The following is a 15,143-nucleotide window of genomic DNA, read 5'->3' on the forward strand; positions in this document are numbered from 1 at the left end:
CCTTCTGCACCAGCTCGAACGACGCGCGCCCGGACACGAGCAGTCCGTTGTCCTTCAACGGGATCAGGCCGTTCATCAGCGCCCAGCCCATCACCTTGTCGACGGCGTTGTGCCTGCCGACGTCCTCGCGCACGACCAGCAGCTCGCCGTCGGTGGTGAACAGGCCCGCGGCGTGCAGGCCGCCGGTGGACTCGAACACCCGCTGCCGCTCGCGCAGGAGGTCCGGGAAGGTGGCCAGCGTCGCCGGCAGGACCGTGCAGCGGTCGGCCGCGGGGGAGAACCGGGTCTTGAGCTTCACCGCGTCCAGCGCCGCCTTGCCGCACACCCCGCACGACGACGTGGTGTAGAAGTTGCGCTCCACGCCGACGTCCGGCGGCTCGACCCCCTCGGCCAGCGCCAGGTCCAGCACGTTGTAGGTGTTGCGGCCCTGGTCGTCGACGCTGTCGCAGTAGCGCGCGGTGCTCACGTCCGCCGCGGCGCCGATGACGCCCTCGGTGAGCAGGAAGCCGTGCGCCAGCTCCACGTCGTGGCCGGGCGTGCGCATCGTGACCGCGAGCGCCTTCCCGCCGACCCTGAGCTCGAGCGGCTCCTCGGCCGCGAGCGCGTCCTGCCGGCGGCGGCTGCCGTCCGCCGAGATCCGCAGCACCGGCCTGCGCACCGTCACCCGTCCCATGGCAACAGCCTACAGTCGGAATGATCGCAAGAACTCTTTAGAAAGAACTCTTGCTAAAGAAGTCTTTAGCAAGCTATCTTGTCAAGCATGGCCGAGGACACCCGGAGGATCACCGATCCGAAGGCGCTCCGCGCGCTGGCGCACCCGCTGCGCTGGCAGCTGCTGGAGATCGTGGGCCGGGAGGGCACCGCGACCGCCACGCAGTGCGCGCAGGAGACCGGCGAGAGCGTGGCGAACTGCTCCTACCACCTCAACCTGCTCGCGAAGTACAACTACGTCGAGAAGGCGGAGGGCGGCCAGGGCCGGGAGAAGCCGTGGCGCGTCGTCAGCCTGAGCCAGCAGGTCAGCACCGAGGACGCGACCGACGACGACACCAGGCTCGCCATGCAGGCGGCGTCGACCGCGTTCCTCGACTACGAGCTCGCCCTCATCAAGGAGCGCGGCCTCCAGTCGCACCTCGAGCCGCCGGACTGGCGGGCCGTCGTCGGCGTGGACAACAGCAACGACTTCCTGACCCCCGCGGAGGTCGAGGAGCTGCGGGTGGCCGTGCGCGAGCTGAGGGACCGGTTCCGCGACCGGCGCACCGACCCGGCCAAGCGGCCGAAGGGTTCCCGCTCGGTGAACGTCTTCTTCTCCACCACCGTCAAGCCCGACTGACCCAAGAGTCGACCCGATACCGGCCGTCGTCCGACGGCCTGGTTCAGCCTGCCCGGAAATGGAGACCCGTCATGGACCCGTTCAGTGCCAACCTGATCGCCAGCAGCCGCCGCACCGACCTGGCCGCCGAGGCCGAGCAGTCCCGGCTGGCCCGCGCCTCGCGGGAGTGCCAGGAGGAGTCGCGCCCGGCGCCCCGGCCGCAGCCCCGGACCGTTCGAGCCGGACGTGCGGTGACGGCCTAGTAGCGTGGCCGGCGTGACGCATCGCTACGACGTGGTGGTGGTCGGCGGTGGCCACAACGGCCTGGTCGCCGCCGCCTACCTGGCCCGCGCCGGCCGCTCGGTCCTCGTGCTCGAACGGCTGGACCGGGTGGGCGGCGCGGCCGTCAGCGCCACCCCGTTCCCCGGCGTCGGCGCCCGGCTGTCCCGCTACTCCTACCTCGTGAGCCTGCTGCCCGGCGCGATCGTCGCGGACCTGGGGCTGCGGATCTCGCTGCGGTCGCGGGCGGTGTCGTCCTACACGCCGGTCGAGGGGGCCGCCGGGTTGCTCGTCGAGCGCGAGCCCGGGCCGGACACGGCCGCGTCGTTCCGCGCGCTCACCGGTACGGACACCGAGCTGGAGAGCTGGTCGCGCTGGTACGGCGAGCTGGCGGCCATGGCCAAGGCGGTGGCGCCGACCATGCTCGGCCCGTTGCCCGGCCGCGACGAGCTGCGCGCGCTGGTGGTCGACGCGGCCGGGGAGCGGTTGTGGCGGCAGGTCTTCGAGCGCCCCATCGGCGAGGCGATCGAGGAGACGTTCGCCCACGACCTGGTCCGGGGCGTGGTCGCCACCGACGCGCTGATCGGCACCCACACGTCGCTGCGATCCGACGAGCTGCTGGCCAACCGGTGCTTCCTCTACCACCTGATCGGCGACGGCACCGGCGAGTGGCGGGTGCCGGTGGGCGGCATGGGCGCGGTGACCGGCGAGCTGGCCCGCGTCGCGCGCGAGGCCGGGGCGAGGATCCGGACCGGCGCGGACGTGACGGCCGTCGACGCGGACGGGGCGGCCGCGGAGGTGCGGTACGTGGTGGGCGAGGAGGAGGTCACGGTGGCGGCCGGGCACGTGCTGGCCGGCGTGGCACCCGCGGTGCTGGATCGCCTGCGGGGGCGCGTGTCCACGCCACCGAGCGGTGCCCAGCTGAAGATCAACGTGCTGCTGCGGAAGCTGCCCCGGCTGCGCTCGGGGGTCGACCCGCGGGTGGCGTTCGCGGGGACCTTCCACCTCGACGAGTCCTATGTGGAGCTCGAGGACGCTTACCGCGTGAGTGCCGCGGGCGCGGTGCCGAACCCCTTGCCGGGCGAGATGTACTGCCACACGCTCACCGACGAGTCCATTGTGGACGAAGGGCTGCACACGCTCACGCTCTTCGGTCTCCACCTGCCGGCCGGGCTCTTCGCCGCCGACAACGCCGCGCTCCGCGCCACGCTGGTGGACCGCTACGTCGCCGCGCTCGACCGCCACCTCGAGGACCCGATCGAGGACTGCGTGGCCACGGACGTGGACGGCCGCCCGTGCATCGAGGCCCGCACCCCGCTGGACCTGGAGCAGGAGCTGGCGATGCCCGGCGGCCACATCTTCCACGGCGACCTCGCGTGGCCCCACCGCGCCGACGGGACAGGCGCGTGGGGCGTCGCGACGGACACGCCCAACCTGCTCCTGTGCGGCAGCGGGGCGACGAGAGGCGGCGGCGTGAGCGGCATCGCCGGCCACAACGCCGCGATGGCGCTGCTGACCTGACTACCGCGGCGAGGCGCCGGGGTCAGGCGGCCAGCTGGTCCTTGACCTGGGCCAGCGTCGGGTTGGTCAGGGCCGCGCCGTTCGGGAAGTGGACCGTGGGCACGGTCTGGTTGCCGCCGTTCACACTCATCACGAAGTCCGCAGCACCCGGGGTCCGCTCGATGTCGACCTCGGCGTACTCGATGCCCTCGCGGTCCAGCTGCGACTTCAACCGGCGGCAGTAACCGCACCACGTGGTCGAGTACATCGTCAGCTTCTCCGGCGCCTTGCTCATCTCACACTCCCGCGGAAGGTCGGAATCTCCACAGAAGACAACACCGGCGGGCGGCGGAAAATGCCCGCCGGGCTACGCGGGGCAGCCGCTCGTCGCCGGGAGCGGGCTGGCGGGGTCGAAGTACCTGGCCGGCTCGCGGGCCGGGTTGGCCGTCACGGCGCGTTCCGTCGATGCGGGCGCGAGGTACCCCTTCCGGTACGCATCACAGCCGATCGAGTACGCGTAGCCCATCGCGTCGCCGTACCAGAGGCCCTGGCTGCTGGCCGTCCACCGGTCGCCCGACCGCAGCACGTAGTCGACGTCGGCCCGCACCACGACCAGCATCTCCATCGCGTCCACCAGCCGCGTGGGGCCCTGCGGCTCGAACGCGTAGACGAACACGTAGTTGGTGTGGACCACGAGCTCGCCGGACCCCCCGGCGGTGACCTTCATCTCGCCGTCGACCTTGGCCTGCGCCGGCAGCAGCGCGAGGCCGGCGGACACCAGGCTGACCAGCGACTGGACCTCGGGCTCGCGACCGCCGGAGAACAGCGGCCGCAACTGCTCGCGCGCGTCCGGCGCCAGCTTGTTCAGGTACGCCGACGGGTCGTGGTCGACCACCATCCGCCGGTCCAGCCGGCTGGCCACCAGGACGTCCCGCACCTGCGCGGTGGCCGCGGCCACCTGCTCGGCGCTGAACCCGCCGACCGCCTCGGGCGGCGGCGTGGCGATCCCCGCGGCGCCGTCCGCCCAGTCCTGGGCCGGGGTGGACTCGAACGGGTGGGTCTTGTCCAGCAGCACAGGCGCGGTGGCCGTGGCCGCCGCGGTGGGCTGCACCTGTGGCGCGGTGGCGGCCGAGGACCGGAAGAACTGCTCGAACGTGCCCGCCCTGATCAGCAGGGTCAGCACCGCCGCGATCGCGAGCACCACCAGGCCACCGGCCAGCCAACGGGCATGGCGCCGCCGCCGCGCGGTGCGCAGCAGCTGCCGCACGTCGGCGGTGGCCGCGCGCTGGACGCGACCCGCCCACTCGGCGTCGGCCGCCGGATCAGCGGCGGGCTGGCGAGGGTTCACCTGCTCCCCAATGGTGCTGTGGTTGACACTTCAACCAGGTAAAACAACAACTATCTGGTGCTCAGCTCATCGACTCAGCCGTTCGCTGTGTTAACAAGCTGTGCTCTGGGGAACTCGAATGCGTCCCGGTCAGCACGGTTCGTAGACTCTTCGAGCGTGACTGGAACCTCATCGCAACAGACCACCGACCTTCCGCCGGCCTGGGAGCCGGCGACGGTAGAGGCGGAGCTGTACCAGCGATGGGTAGACGCCGGTTACTTCACCGCCGACCCGACGAGCGACAAGCCGCCGTTCTGCATCGTCATCCCGCCGCCCAACGTCACCGGCAGCCTGCACATGGGCCACGCCCTCGAGCACAGCCTCATGGACGCGCTCACCCGGCGCCGCCGGATGCAGGGCTACGAGGTCCTGTGGCTTCCGGGCATGGACCACGCCGGCATCGCCACCCAGAACGTCGTCGAGCGCGAGCTCGCCGGTGAGGGCAAGTCCCGCCACGACCTGGGCCGGGAGGCGTTCGTCGAGCGGGTGTGGCAGTGGAAGAACGAGTCCGGCGGCAAGATCCTCAACCAGATGCGCCGCATGGGCGACGGCGTCGACTGGACCCGCGAGCGGTTCACCATGGACGAGGTCCTGTCCAGGGCCGTCCAGACGATCTTCAAGCGGCTGTTCGAGGACGGGCTGATCTACCGCGCCGAGCGGATCATCAACTGGTGCCCGCGCTGCCACACGGCGCTGTCGGACATCGAGGTCGAGCACTCCGACGACGAGGGCGAGCTCGTCTCCATCCGCTACGGCTCGCCCGATGACACCGGCGACCACTCGATCGTCGTCGCCACCACCCGCGCGGAGACCATGCTCGGCGACACGGCGGTGGCCGTCCACCCGGACGACGAGCGCTACAAGCACCTCGTCGGCACCGAGGTCCAGCTGCCGCTCACCGGGCGGATGATCCCGGTCGTCGCCGACGAGCACGTCGACCCGTCGTTCGGCACCGGCGCGGTCAAGGTCACCCCCGCGCACGACCCGAACGACTTCGAGATCGGCCAGCGCCACCAGCTGCCCGCGCTCACGATCATGGACGAGCACGCGGTCATCACCGCGCACGGCCCGTTCGAGGGGCTGGACCGGTTCGAGGCCCGTCCGGCCGTCGTCGCCGCGCTGCGCGCGCAGGGCCGGATCGTCGCAGAGAAGCGGCCGTACGTGCACTCGGTCGGGCACTGCACGCGCTGCGGCACGGTGGTCGAGCCGCGGCTGTCGTTGCAGTGGTTCGTCAAGGTCGAGCCGCTCGCCAAGGCCGCGGGCGACGCGGTGCGCGACGGGCGGACCACGATCCACCCGCCGGAGCTCGCCAAGCGCTACTTCGACTGGGTCGACAACATGCACGACTGGTGCATCTCGCGCCAGCTGTGGTGGGGCCACCGCATCCCCGTCTGGTACGGGCCGGACGACAAGGTCGTGTGCGTCGGCCCGGACGACGAGGTGCCCGAGGGCGAGGGCTGGCACCAGGACCCGGACGTGCTCGACACGTGGTTCTCCTCGGCGCTGTTCCCGTTCTCGACACTGGGCTGGCCGGAGCAGACCAGGGACCTCGAGCGGTTCTACCCCAACCAGCTGCTGGTCACCGGCTACGACATCCTGTTCTTCTGGGTGGCCCGGATGATGATGTTCGGGCTCTACGCGATGGACGGCGCGCAGCCGTTCGACCACGTGTTCCTGCACGGTCTCGTCCGCGACCCCGCGGGCAAGAAGATGTCCAAGTCCCGCGGTAACGTCATCGACCCGCTGGACTGGCTCGACCGCTTCGGCGCCGACGCCACCCGGTTCACCCTCGCCCGCGGTGCCAACCCGGGCAGCGACATGGCGATCTCCGAGGAGTGGGCGGGCGGTTCGCGCAACTTCGGCAACAAGCTGTGGAACGCCACCAGGTTCGCGCTGATGAACGGTGCGACCACGGCCCGGGAGGTGCCAGCGCGCGACACGCTCACCGACGCCGACCGCTGGATCCTCGACCTCACCGACGCCGTCGTGTCCGAAGTGGACGATCTGTACGAGGACTACCAGTTCGCCAAGCTGTGCGACGCGCTCTACCACTTCACGTGGGACGAGCTGTGCGACTGGTACCTCGAGCTCGCCAAGGTCCAGCTCGCCGAGGGCGGCGACCGGGCGGACTCCACCCGGGCCGTGCTCGGCCACGTCTTCGACGTCGTGCTGCGGCTGCTGCACCCGCTGATCCCGTTCGTCACCGAGCGGCTGTGGACCACGCTCACCGGCGGGGAGTCCCTGGTGATCGCCGAGTGGCCGGCGGCGTCCGGGCACGCGGCCGACGCCGACGCGGCCGGGCGGGTGGGCGGCGTGCAGAAGCTCGTCACCGAGATCCGCCGGTTCCGCTCCGACCAGGGTGTCAAGCCCGGCCAGCGGGTCCCGGCCCGGCTGTCCGGTGTGGACACCGCGGGGCTGTCCGCGCTCGCGCCGGCCATGGCGTCGCTGGCCCGGCTGGAGGCACCCGGTGAGGCGTTCACCGCCGGCGCGTCGCTCGAGGTCGCGCTGGCCGGCGGCACCGTCGTGGTCGAGCTGGACCTGTCCGGCACGGTCGACATCGCCGCCGAGCGCAAGCGGCTCGCCAAGGACCTCGCCGCCGCGCGGAAGGAGCTGGCCGGCTGCGACGCCAAGCTGGGCAACCCCAACTTCACCGACAAGGCCCCGGCCGAGGTGGTCGCCAAGATCAAGGGCCGGCGCGAGGCCGCCGCCGCCGACATCGACCGGATCACCGCCCGGCTCGACACCATGCCGGGGAGCTGACGTGGACGAGTCCACTTGGGACGATCTGCACCAGGTCGAGGCGGAGCTCAACACCCGCTGGCCCGAGACCAAGATCGAGCCGTCGCTCACCAGGATCGCGGCCCTCGTCGACCTGCTCGGCGACCCGCACAAGTCCTACCCGGTGCTGCATGTCGCGGGCACCAACGGCAAGACGTCGGTGGCGCGGATGATCGACGCGCTGCTCAGCCGGATCGGCCTGCGGGTGGGCCGGTTCACCAGCCCGCATCTCCAGGTGGTCACCGAGCGGATCGCGATCGACGCGGTGCCGATCGCCCCCGAGCGTTACGTCGAGATCTACCGGGACATCGAGCCGTACGTGGCGATGCTCGACCGCGGTGCCGAAGTGCAGCTGAGCAAGTTCGAGGTGCTCACCGGCATGGCGTTCGCCGCGTTCGCCGACGCGCCGGTCGACGCGGCGGTACTCGAGGTGGGCCTCGGCGGCACGTGGGACGCCACCAACGTGGCCGACGCCCGGGTGGCGGCGGTCGGCCCGATCGGCGTCGACCACGTCGAGTACCTCGGCTCCGACCTCGCCGGCATCGCGCGCGAGAAGGCCGGGATCATCAAGCCCGGCTCGATCGCGCTGCTCGCCGAGCAGACCCCGGAGGTCGCGAAGGTCCTGTTGGAACGGTGCGCCGAGGTGGACGCCACGGTGGCCCGCGCGGGGCTGGAGTTCGGCGTGCTGCGCCGGGACGTGGCGGTCGGTGGGCAGCAGCTGAAGCTGCAGGGCCTCGGCGGCGCGTACGACGAGATCTTCCTGCCGCTGCACGGCGCGCACCAGGCGGCCAACGCGGCGCTCGCGCTCGCCGCCGTCGAGGCGTTCTTCGGCGCCGGCGCCCAGCGGGCACTGGACAGCGAGGCGATCCGCGAGGGCTTCGCGTCGGTGGTCGTGCCCGGCCGGCTGGAGCGGGTGCGCTCGTCGCCGAGTGTGTTCGTCGACGCCGCACACAACCCGCACGGTGCCCGGGCGCTCGCCGCCGCGCTGGAGGACGACTTCGGGTTCCGCAACCTCGTCGGCGTGGTGGCGACCATGGGGGACAAGGACGTCCAGGGCATCCTGGCCGCGCTGGAGCCGGTGCTGCACGAGGTGGTGATCACCACCAACTCCTCCGAGCGGGCGATGGACCCGAACGAGCTCGGCGAGGTCGCGGTCGAGGTGTTCGGCGTGGACCGGGTCACCGTCCAGCCGCGCCTGGACGACGCGGTGGAGACCGCGATCCGCCTCTCCGAGGAGGACATCGGCCCCAACGAGCCGATGTCCGGCGTCGGCGTGGTCGTCACCGGCTCGGTGGTCACCGCGGGCGAGACCCGGACGCTGTTCGGCAAGGAGCCCGCGTGAGCAAGCCTCCTGCCGATCCGATGAGGTCCTTCGCCGCGGTGATGGCGGCGACGCTGCTGCTCGAGGTCGTCGTCGTGCTGCTGTCGATGCCGGTGGTGGCGAACCTGGGCAGCGGCCTGGCCACCTGGCAGGGCGTGCTGGTCGGCGCGCTGGCGCTCGCGCTGCTGCTGACGTGCGCGGTGCTGCGCAAGCCGTGGGGGATCTGGGCCGCCGCGGGACTGCAGGCCGTGATGATCGTCTGCTGGGTCGCGCTGCCCGCGCTGGGCATCCTCGGGCTCGTCTTCGGTCTGGTGTGGACGATCCTGCTGTGGATGCGCTGGGACGTCGCCCGGCGGATGGCCGAGGGCACGCTGCCGAGCCAGCAGGCCGCGGCGAACACCGAGCCTGAGTCCACAGGGGACTGACACGCTCACCCACGACTGGGCTGTCGTCGGTCGCCTGTCGTTGGCCGCCTGGGCTACCTGAGCGCCGCGCGGACCGCCTCGAGTGCCTCGCCGGCGTCGATGCCGAGCGCGTGCGCGGTGGCGGCGTACTCGGCGGCGGCCTGGCGCAGCGCGCTGCGGCTGCGGTCGCCGAGCGCGCTGACGAACGTGCCGGCCCGGCCGCGGGTCTCGACCATCCCGGCCTCCTCGAGCTCGCGGTAGGCGCGGGCGACGGTGTTGGCGGCGAGGCCGAGCTCGGTGGCGAGCGCGCGGACGGTGGGCAGCCGGGTGCCGACGGCCAGCGTGCGGTCGCTGATCCGGCGGGCCAGCTGGGACCGCACCTGCTCGAACGGGGGCTGGGTCGAGGAGACGTCGATGGTGATCAGGTCTGCTGGCACGGCGTTCACGGTAACGGTCCGAAGGCGGGACGCTAGGCTGCGCCGGCATCCACATTCAGTGTCGTGAAGGAGAGTTGTGAGCGAGCTTGCGAGTGAACCATGGACGCAGGGCGACCGCGAGCGGCGTCACCGAGCCTGCGAGGTGACGTCGTGAGCGAGCGCACTCTGGTCCTGATAAAGCCGGACGGCGTCAGCCGGCGTCTGGTCGGCGAGGTCATCTCCCGCATCGAGCGCAAGGGCCTGTCGCTGGCCGCGCTGGAACTGCGGAACGTCGAGCGTTCGGTGGCCGAGCAGCACTACGCCGAGCACGCGGGCAAGCCGTTCTACGAGTCGCTGCTCGAGTTCATCACCTCCGGCTCGCTGGTGGCGATGGTCGTCGAGGGCGAGAACGCGATCGCGGCGTTCCGGCAGCTGGCGGGCGCCACCAACCCCGTGCAGTCCGCCACCGGCAGCATCCGCGGCGACTTCGCCGTCGAGGTGCAGTACAACATCGTGCACGGCTCGGACTCGCCGGAGTCGGCCAAGCGCGAGATCGACCTGTGGTTCCCGGGCGTGTGACCTGCCCGACGGGCGCGGGCCGCTGAAGGGCGCCCGCGCCCGCGAAGGACAAGGCGCGGGCCGCGGTCCGGCGCGTCAGGTCCACCTGCCGCTTCACGCCGTCAGCTAAACCCGTTCGACTTGTCGGTGCTGGCATCTAGTCTGCCGAACGTGGGTGACAACGGTGCGCTGGTTCGGGCGCGGGGGCTGGTCAAGCGGTTCGGCGAGTTCGCCGCCGTCGACGGGATCGACGTCGAGGTCCGGCGGGGCGAGGCGTTCGGCTTCCTCGGGCCCAACGGCGCGGGCAAGTCCTCCACCATGCGGATGGTCGGCTGCGTGTCCCCGCGCTCGGGCGGCGAGCTCACCGTGCTCGGCATGGACCCCGACCGCGACGGCCCGCGCATCCGGGCCCGGCTGGGCGTGGTGCCGCAGCAGGACAACCTCGACGCCGAGCTCACCGTCCGGCAGAACCTGCACGTCTACGGCCGCTACTTCGGCCTGTCCAAGTCCCACGTGCGGGCCAAGGCGGCCGAGCTCCTCGACTTCGCCCAGCTCACCGACCGCGCCGAGGACGAGGTCGAGCCGCTCTCCGGCGGGATGAAGCGCCGGCTCACCATCGCCCGCTCGCTCATCAACGACCCCGAGCTCATGCTCCTCGACGAGCCCACCACCGGCCTCGACCCGCAGGCCCGCCACCTGCTGTGGGACCGCCTGTTCCGGCTCAAGCAGAGCGGCGTCACGCTCCTCATCACCACCCACTACATGGACGAGGCCGAGCAGCTCTGCGACCGCCTGGTCGTCATGGACGGCGGCCGCATCGTCGCCGAGGGCAGTCCCGTCGAGCTCATCGGCCGGTACTCCACGCGGGAGGTGCTCGAGCTGCGCTTCCCGCCCGGCGAGACGCCCGAGCAGGACCTCGCCGTGCTCGCCGACCGGGTCGAGGTGCTGCCCGACCGCATGCTGCTCTACACCGCCGACGGCGAGGCGGTGCTCGCCGCCGCGCACGCGCGGGGCGTGCGGCCGCTGTCCAGCCTCGTGCGGCGCAGCACCCTGGAGGACGTGTTCCTGCGGCTCACCGGAAGGACCCTGGTGGACTGATGACCCAACAGTCCGAAGTGGACGCACCGGCCGTGCCGCGGCCCGGCACCGGGCGGGTGCTCGGGCCGGTGCGGGCCGCGTTCATCGTCGTCGAGGGCATGTGGACCTGGTACCGGCGCAACTGGCGGGCCACCGTGGTCTCCAGCATCGTGCAGCCGGTGCTGTTCCTGCTGGCGCTGGGCTTCGGCCTCGGCTCGCAGGTCCAGCCCACCGAGGCCACCGGCGGGCTGCGCTACGTCGTCTACCTCGCGCCCGCGCTGCTCGTGGCCACGGCGGCGCAGATCGCGGCGTTCGAGTCCACCTACCCCGTCCTGTCCGGGTTCAAGTGGCAGCAGACCTACCACGCCATCAGCGCCTCGCCGATCGGCCCGGCCCAGATCCTCGCCGGCCACCTCACCTGGGTGGGCATCCGGCTCACCACCGCCGGCGCCGCGTACCTGCTGGTCGCCGCGGCTCTCGGCACGCTCACCAGCCCGGGCGTGCTCATCACGCTCGTGGTCTCGGTGCTCACCGGGCTGGCGGTCGCCGCGCCGATCACCGCCTACTCGGCCACCATCGAGACGGAGGGGCAGCAGTTCAACGCCATCTTCCGGTTCGTCGTGATGCCGATGACGCTGTTCGCCGGCGCGTTCTTCCCCGTCGAGCAGCTGCCGGTGTGGATCCGGCCCGTCGCGTGGGTCACCCCGGTCTGGCACGGCACCGAGCTCGGCCGGGGCGCCGCGTTCGGCACGCTGGCCTGGTGGCCCGCGCTCGGGCACCTCGCGTTCCTGCTCGCGTTGTTCCTCGGCAGCGCCTGGCTCGCCACCCGCAACTACCGCAGGCGGCTGGCGTCGTGACGGCCACCATCGACGAGGCGCCGCCGCGGGGCGGGCTGCTGCTGCGGATGCTGCCCACGGGTATGTACGCCGGCCGGGCGCGGGTCATGGTCGAGCGGTCGATGCTGGTCAACCGCCGGGCCTGGCTCGCGGTGGTCTCCGGGTTCTGCGAGCCGCTGTTCTACCTGTTCGCCATGGGCGTGGGGTTCGGCAGGCTGGTCGGCGACGTCGCTGGTCCCGGTGGCGAGCCGACGGACTACGTCGCCTACGTCGCGCCCGCGCTACTGGCCGCGTCCGCGATGAACGGCGCGGTGTACGACGCCACGTTCAACATCTTCTTCAAGTTCAAGTACGCCAAGCTCTACGACGCGATGCTGGCCACCCCGCTCGGCCCGCTCGACATCGCCATCGGTGAGATCGCGTGGGCGCTGCTGCGTGGCGGGATGTACGCGTTCGGTTTCCTCGTGGTGATGCTCGGCATGGGGCTCATCGCGTCGCCGTGGGCCGTGCTCGCGTTACCCGCGGCGTTGTTCATCGCGTTCTCGTTCGCCGCCATCGGCATGGCGTGCGCCACGTTCATGCGGTCCTGGCAGGACTTCGAGCTCGTGCAGCTCGCGCTGATGCCGATGTTCCTGTTCTCCACCACGTTCTTCCCGCTCGCCGTCTACCCGGCACAGGTGCAGGTCGGCGTCCAGTGCCTGCCGCTCTACCACGCGATCGAGATCATGCGGGCGCTGTGCACCGGCTTCGTCGACGTCTCGATCCTCGGCCATCTCGCGTACTTCGTGGTCATGGCCGCCATCGGCGTGGTCGTCGCCTCCCGCAGGCTGGGGATCCTGCTGCTGCGCTGACCGGCGGCGCAGCAGCAGGACCGGGCTGTCAGAACAGCGGGCCGGTGATCGTGATGCCGAGGTTGTCGCCATAGCCGGAGTAGAGGGCGAAGATCAGCAGCGCCCCGCCCGCCAGCGCGAGGTCCTTCTGGAACTGGATCATCTCCAGCTGCTTGGCCTGCGGGTCCGTCTCCTTCCAGAACGCGTGCATCAGGAACGCGGTCGGGAGCAGGAAGATCACCAGCAGCAGGGCGCCGAGGTCGAGCCAGATCCCCAGCAGCACCATCAGCGCGCCGATGACGATCAGCACGCCGCTGGCGAAGGTGGCGAGCTTCGCCTGGGGCACGCCCTTGCTCGCGGCATACCCGCCCATGGCCTCGGCCTGGGTGATGTGGGCGAAGCCGGAGCCTAGGAAGAGAGCGACGAACAGGATGCGTCCGATGAGTGCCACGACGTCCACGATGACCTCCAAGAGGCAGGACGGATAGTCAACTGTTCAACTGTCTCGCTCCGCGATCATCGGCGCAAGCGGCAGCGCGCGGAGGGCGCGAGTTACCCTTTACGCATTATGGAGTCCGTCTTTCCCAGGCTCGAGCCGTTGCTGCCCAGAGTGTCCAAGCCGGTCCAGTACGTCGGCGGGGAGCTCAACTCGACCGTCAAGGACTGGGACGCCGCCGCCGTGCGCTGGGCGTTGATGTACCCGGACGCCTACGAGGTGGGTCTGCCCAACCAGGGCGTCATGATCCTCTACGAGGTGCTCAACGAGCAGCCCGACGTGCTGGCCGAGCGCACCTACGCGGTCTGGCCCGACCTCGAGGCGCTGATGCGTGAGCACGGCGTGCCCCAGTTCACGGTGGACGGCCACCGCCCGGTCGGCGCGTTCGACCTGCTGGGCGTCAGCTTCTCCACCGAGCTCGGCTACACCAACCTGCTCTCCGCGCTCGACCTCGCCGGCATCCCGCTGCACGCCGCCGACCGCACCGGCGAGCACCCCATCGTGCTCGCCGGCGGGCACGCCGCGTTCAACCCGGAGCCGGTCGCCGACTTCATCGACGCCGCCGTGCTGGGCGACGGCGAGGAGGCCGTCCTCGAGATCACCGACCTCGTGCGCACGTGGAAGCGGGAGGGCTCGCCCGGCGGCCGGGACGAGATCCTCACCCGGCTCGCCGAGACCGGCTCGGTGTACGTGCCGCGCTTCTACGACGTCGGCTACCACGCCGACGGCGGGCTGGCACACGTCACGCCCAACCGGGCGCGGGTGCCCGCGCGGGTCGCCAAGCGCACCACCATGGACCTCGACGCGTGGCCGTACCCGAAGCAGCCGCTGGTGCCGCTCGCGGAGAGCGTGCACGAGCGGATGAGCGTCGAGATCTTCCGCGGCTGCACCCGGGGCTGCCGGTTCTGCCAGGCCGGCATGATCACCCGGCCGGTGCGCGAGCGGTCGATCGAGGGCATCGGCGCGATGGTCCACAAGGGACTCGAGGCCAGCGGCTTCGAGGAGGTCGGGCTGCTGTCGCTGTCCAGCGCGGACCACTCGGAGATCGCCGAGATCACCAAGGGGCTCGCCGACCGGTACGAGGGCACGAACACGGGCCTGTCGCTGCCGTCGACCCGGGTCGACGCGTTCAACATCGACCTCGCCAACGAGCTGTCCCGCAACGGCAGGCGCTCCGGGCTCACGTTCGCGCCCGAGGGTGGCAGCGAGCGGATTCGCCGGGTCATCAACAAGATGGTGTCCGAGGCAGACCTCATCCGGACGGTCAGCGCCGCGTACGCGAACGGCTGGCGGCAGGTGAAGCTGTACTTCATGTGCGGCCTGCCCACCGAGACCGACGACGACGTGCTGCAGATCGCCGCGATGGCCAAGGAGGTCATCCGCGCGGGCCGGGAGGCCAGCGGCCGCAAGGACATTCGCTGCACCGTCTCCATCGGCGGGTTCGTGCCCAAGCCGCACACGCCGTTCCAGTGGGCGGCCCAGTGCGATCCGGACACTGTGGACGACCGGCTGCGCAAGCTGCGTGAGGCGGTCAACTCCGACCGCGGGGTGGGCCGCAACATCGGCATGCGCTACCACGACGGCAAACCGAGCCTCATCGAAGGCCTGCTGTCCCGCGGCGACCGGCGCGTCGGCCGGGTCATCGAGCGGGTGTGGCGTTCCGGCGGGAGGTTCGACGGCTGGAGCGAGCACTTCTCCTACGAGCGCTGGGTGTCCGCGGCCGCCGAGGAGCTCGAGCCGCTCGGCGTGAGCCTCGCGTGGTTCACGACCCGCGAGCGCGCCGAGGACGAGGTGCTGCCCTGGGACCACCTGGACTCGGGCCTGGACAAGGCCTGGCTCTGGGACGACTGGCAGGAAGCCCTGGACGAGCGAGAGCTCGACGACTGCCGCTGGACCCCGTGCTTCGACTGCGGCGTCTGCCCGGCCATGGGCACGGACATCGAGATCGGCCC

At 71.4% G+C, this 15,143-nt stretch carries 16 protein-coding genes; 11 read left to right on the forward strand and 5 right to left on the reverse strand.

Annotated elements, in window-relative coordinates:
• Positions 1-673: formate dehydrogenase accessory sulfurtransferase FdhD (gene fdhD, locus VGD70_RS28175; protein WP_331086570.1), on the reverse strand; the 673-nt coding region annotated here is incomplete at its 3' end.
• Positions 674-760: 87 nt separating this feature from the next.
• On the opposite strand from fdhD, the gene VGD70_RS28180 reads away from it, so the two are divergent.
• The 3 genes from VGD70_RS28180 to VGD70_RS28190 all read left to right on the forward strand — a co-directional run bounded on the left by VGD70_RS28180 (position 761) and on the right by VGD70_RS28190 (position 3,109).
• Positions 761-1,330, forward strand: coding sequence for a winged helix-turn-helix domain-containing protein (locus VGD70_RS28180; protein WP_331086572.1), 570 nt, complete (start codon positions 761-763; stop codon positions 1,328-1,330).
• A 71-nt stretch (positions 1,331-1,401) separates the two neighbouring features.
• Positions 1,402-1,572: a hypothetical protein gene (locus VGD70_RS28185; RefSeq protein ID WP_331086574.1), complete on the forward strand. Its 171-nt coding sequence runs from the start codon at positions 1,402-1,404 to the stop codon at positions 1,570-1,572.
• A 13-nt stretch (positions 1,573-1,585) separates the two neighbouring features.
• Positions 1,586-3,109: an NAD(P)/FAD-dependent oxidoreductase gene (locus VGD70_RS28190; protein ID WP_331086576.1), complete on the forward strand. Its 1,524-nt coding sequence runs from the start codon at positions 1,586-1,588 to the stop codon at positions 3,107-3,109.
• 22 nt (positions 3,110-3,131) lie between these two features.
• Here VGD70_RS28190 and VGD70_RS28195 read toward each other — a convergent pair whose 3' ends face one another.
• Complete coding sequence (locus tag VGD70_RS28195) at positions 3,132-3,383, reverse strand: mycoredoxin (protein WP_331086577.1); 252 nt, start codon at positions 3,381-3,383, stop codon at positions 3,132-3,134.
• A 72-nt stretch (positions 3,384-3,455) separates the two neighbouring features.
• Positions 3,456-4,436, reverse strand: coding sequence for a hypothetical protein (locus VGD70_RS28200; RefSeq protein ID WP_331086579.1), 981 nt, complete (start codon positions 4,434-4,436; stop codon positions 3,456-3,458).
• A gap of 156 nt (positions 4,437-4,592) precedes the next feature.
• Between VGD70_RS28200 and VGD70_RS28205 the strand changes: the two genes are divergently transcribed.
• The 3 genes from VGD70_RS28205 to VGD70_RS28215 are packed head-to-tail and all read left to right on the forward strand — an operon-like array spanning position 4,593 to position 8,999.
• A complete protein-coding gene (locus tag VGD70_RS28205) occupies positions 4,593-7,235 on the forward strand; it encodes a valine--tRNA ligase (RefSeq protein ID WP_331086580.1) in 2,643 nt (880 codons plus the stop codon).
• Between the two features lies 1 nt (position 7,236).
• Entirely contained in the window at positions 7,237-8,595 is a 1,359-nt protein-coding gene (gene folC / locus VGD70_RS28210; RefSeq protein ID WP_331086582.1) for a bifunctional tetrahydrofolate synthase/dihydrofolate synthase, read from the forward strand.
• Positions 8,592-8,999: a DUF4233 domain-containing protein gene (locus tag VGD70_RS28215; protein WP_331086584.1), complete on the forward strand. Its 408-nt coding sequence runs from the start codon at positions 8,592-8,594 to the stop codon at positions 8,997-8,999. The genes folC and VGD70_RS28215 overlap by 4 nt, the downstream gene beginning before the upstream one ends.
• Positions 9,000-9,052: 53 nt before the next feature.
• Here the strand turns inward: VGD70_RS28215 and VGD70_RS28220 are convergent, their stop codons facing one another.
• Positions 9,053-9,415, reverse strand: a complete 363-nt coding sequence (locus VGD70_RS28220) for a GntR family transcriptional regulator (protein WP_414638080.1) — start codon at positions 9,413-9,415, stop codon at positions 9,053-9,055.
• Positions 9,416-9,565: 150 nt separating this feature from the next.
• On the opposite strand from VGD70_RS28220, the gene ndk reads away from it, so the two are divergent.
• From ndk to VGD70_RS28240, 4 genes are all read left to right on the forward strand, one after another.
• Entirely contained in the window at positions 9,566-9,973 is a 408-nt protein-coding gene (gene ndk, locus VGD70_RS28225) for a nucleoside-diphosphate kinase (RefSeq protein ID WP_331086586.1), read from the forward strand.
• Between the two features lie 150 nt (positions 9,974-10,123).
• On the forward strand, positions 10,124-11,050 hold the full coding sequence (locus VGD70_RS28230; protein ID WP_331086588.1) for an ABC transporter ATP-binding protein: 927 nt from the start codon (positions 10,124-10,126) through the stop codon (positions 11,048-11,050).
• On the forward strand, positions 11,050-11,886 hold the full coding sequence (locus VGD70_RS28235; protein ID WP_331086590.1) for an ABC transporter permease: 837 nt from the start codon (positions 11,050-11,052) through the stop codon (positions 11,884-11,886). The genes VGD70_RS28230 and VGD70_RS28235 overlap by 1 nt, the downstream gene beginning before the upstream one ends.
• A gap of 47 nt (positions 11,887-11,933) precedes the next feature.
• A complete protein-coding gene (locus VGD70_RS28240) occupies positions 11,934-12,716 on the forward strand; it encodes an ABC transporter permease (RefSeq protein ID WP_331086598.1) in 783 nt (260 codons plus the stop codon).
• A gap of 28 nt (positions 12,717-12,744) precedes the next feature.
• On the opposite strand, the gene VGD70_RS28245 is transcribed toward VGD70_RS28240, so the two are convergent.
• The gene (locus VGD70_RS28245; RefSeq protein ID WP_331086592.1) at positions 12,745-13,146 is read right to left on the reverse strand and encodes a DoxX family protein; all 402 of its coding nucleotides are present in this window, start codon (positions 13,144-13,146) and stop codon (positions 12,745-12,747) included.
• Positions 13,147-13,263: 117 nt separating this feature from the next.
• Between VGD70_RS28245 and VGD70_RS28250 the strand changes: the two genes are divergently transcribed.
• Positions 13,264-15,143: TIGR03960 family B12-binding radical SAM protein (locus VGD70_RS28250; RefSeq protein ID WP_331086594.1), on the forward strand; the 1,880-nt coding region annotated here is incomplete at its 3' end.

This window comes from Actinophytocola sp. (genome assembly GCF_036402745.1).
In the GTDB taxonomy this organism is placed as follows: Bacteria; Actinomycetota; Actinomycetes; order Mycobacteriales; family Pseudonocardiaceae; genus Actinophytocola.

What these genes read in the sequence shown, in the direction of transcription:
- VGD70_RS28180 (WP_331086572.1), top strand. Translation starts at nt 761, where the DNA reads ATGGCCGAGGACACCCGGAGGATCACCGATCCGAAGGCGCTCCGCGCG.
- VGD70_RS28185 (WP_331086574.1), top strand. Translation starts at nt 1,402, where the DNA reads ATGGACCCGTTCAGTGCCAACCTGATCGCCAGCAGCCGCCGCACCGAC.
- VGD70_RS28240 (WP_331086598.1), top strand. Translation starts at nt 11,934, where the DNA reads ATGCTGCCCACGGGTATGTACGCCGGCCGGGCGCGGGTCATGGTCGAG.
- VGD70_RS28235 (WP_331086590.1), top strand. Translation starts at nt 11,050, where the DNA reads ATGACCCAACAGTCCGAAGTGGACGCACCGGCCGTGCCGCGGCCCGGC.
- VGD70_RS28195 (WP_331086577.1), bottom strand. Translation starts at nt 3,383, where the DNA reads ATGAGCAAGGCGCCGGAGAAGCTGACGATGTACTCGACCACGTGGTGC.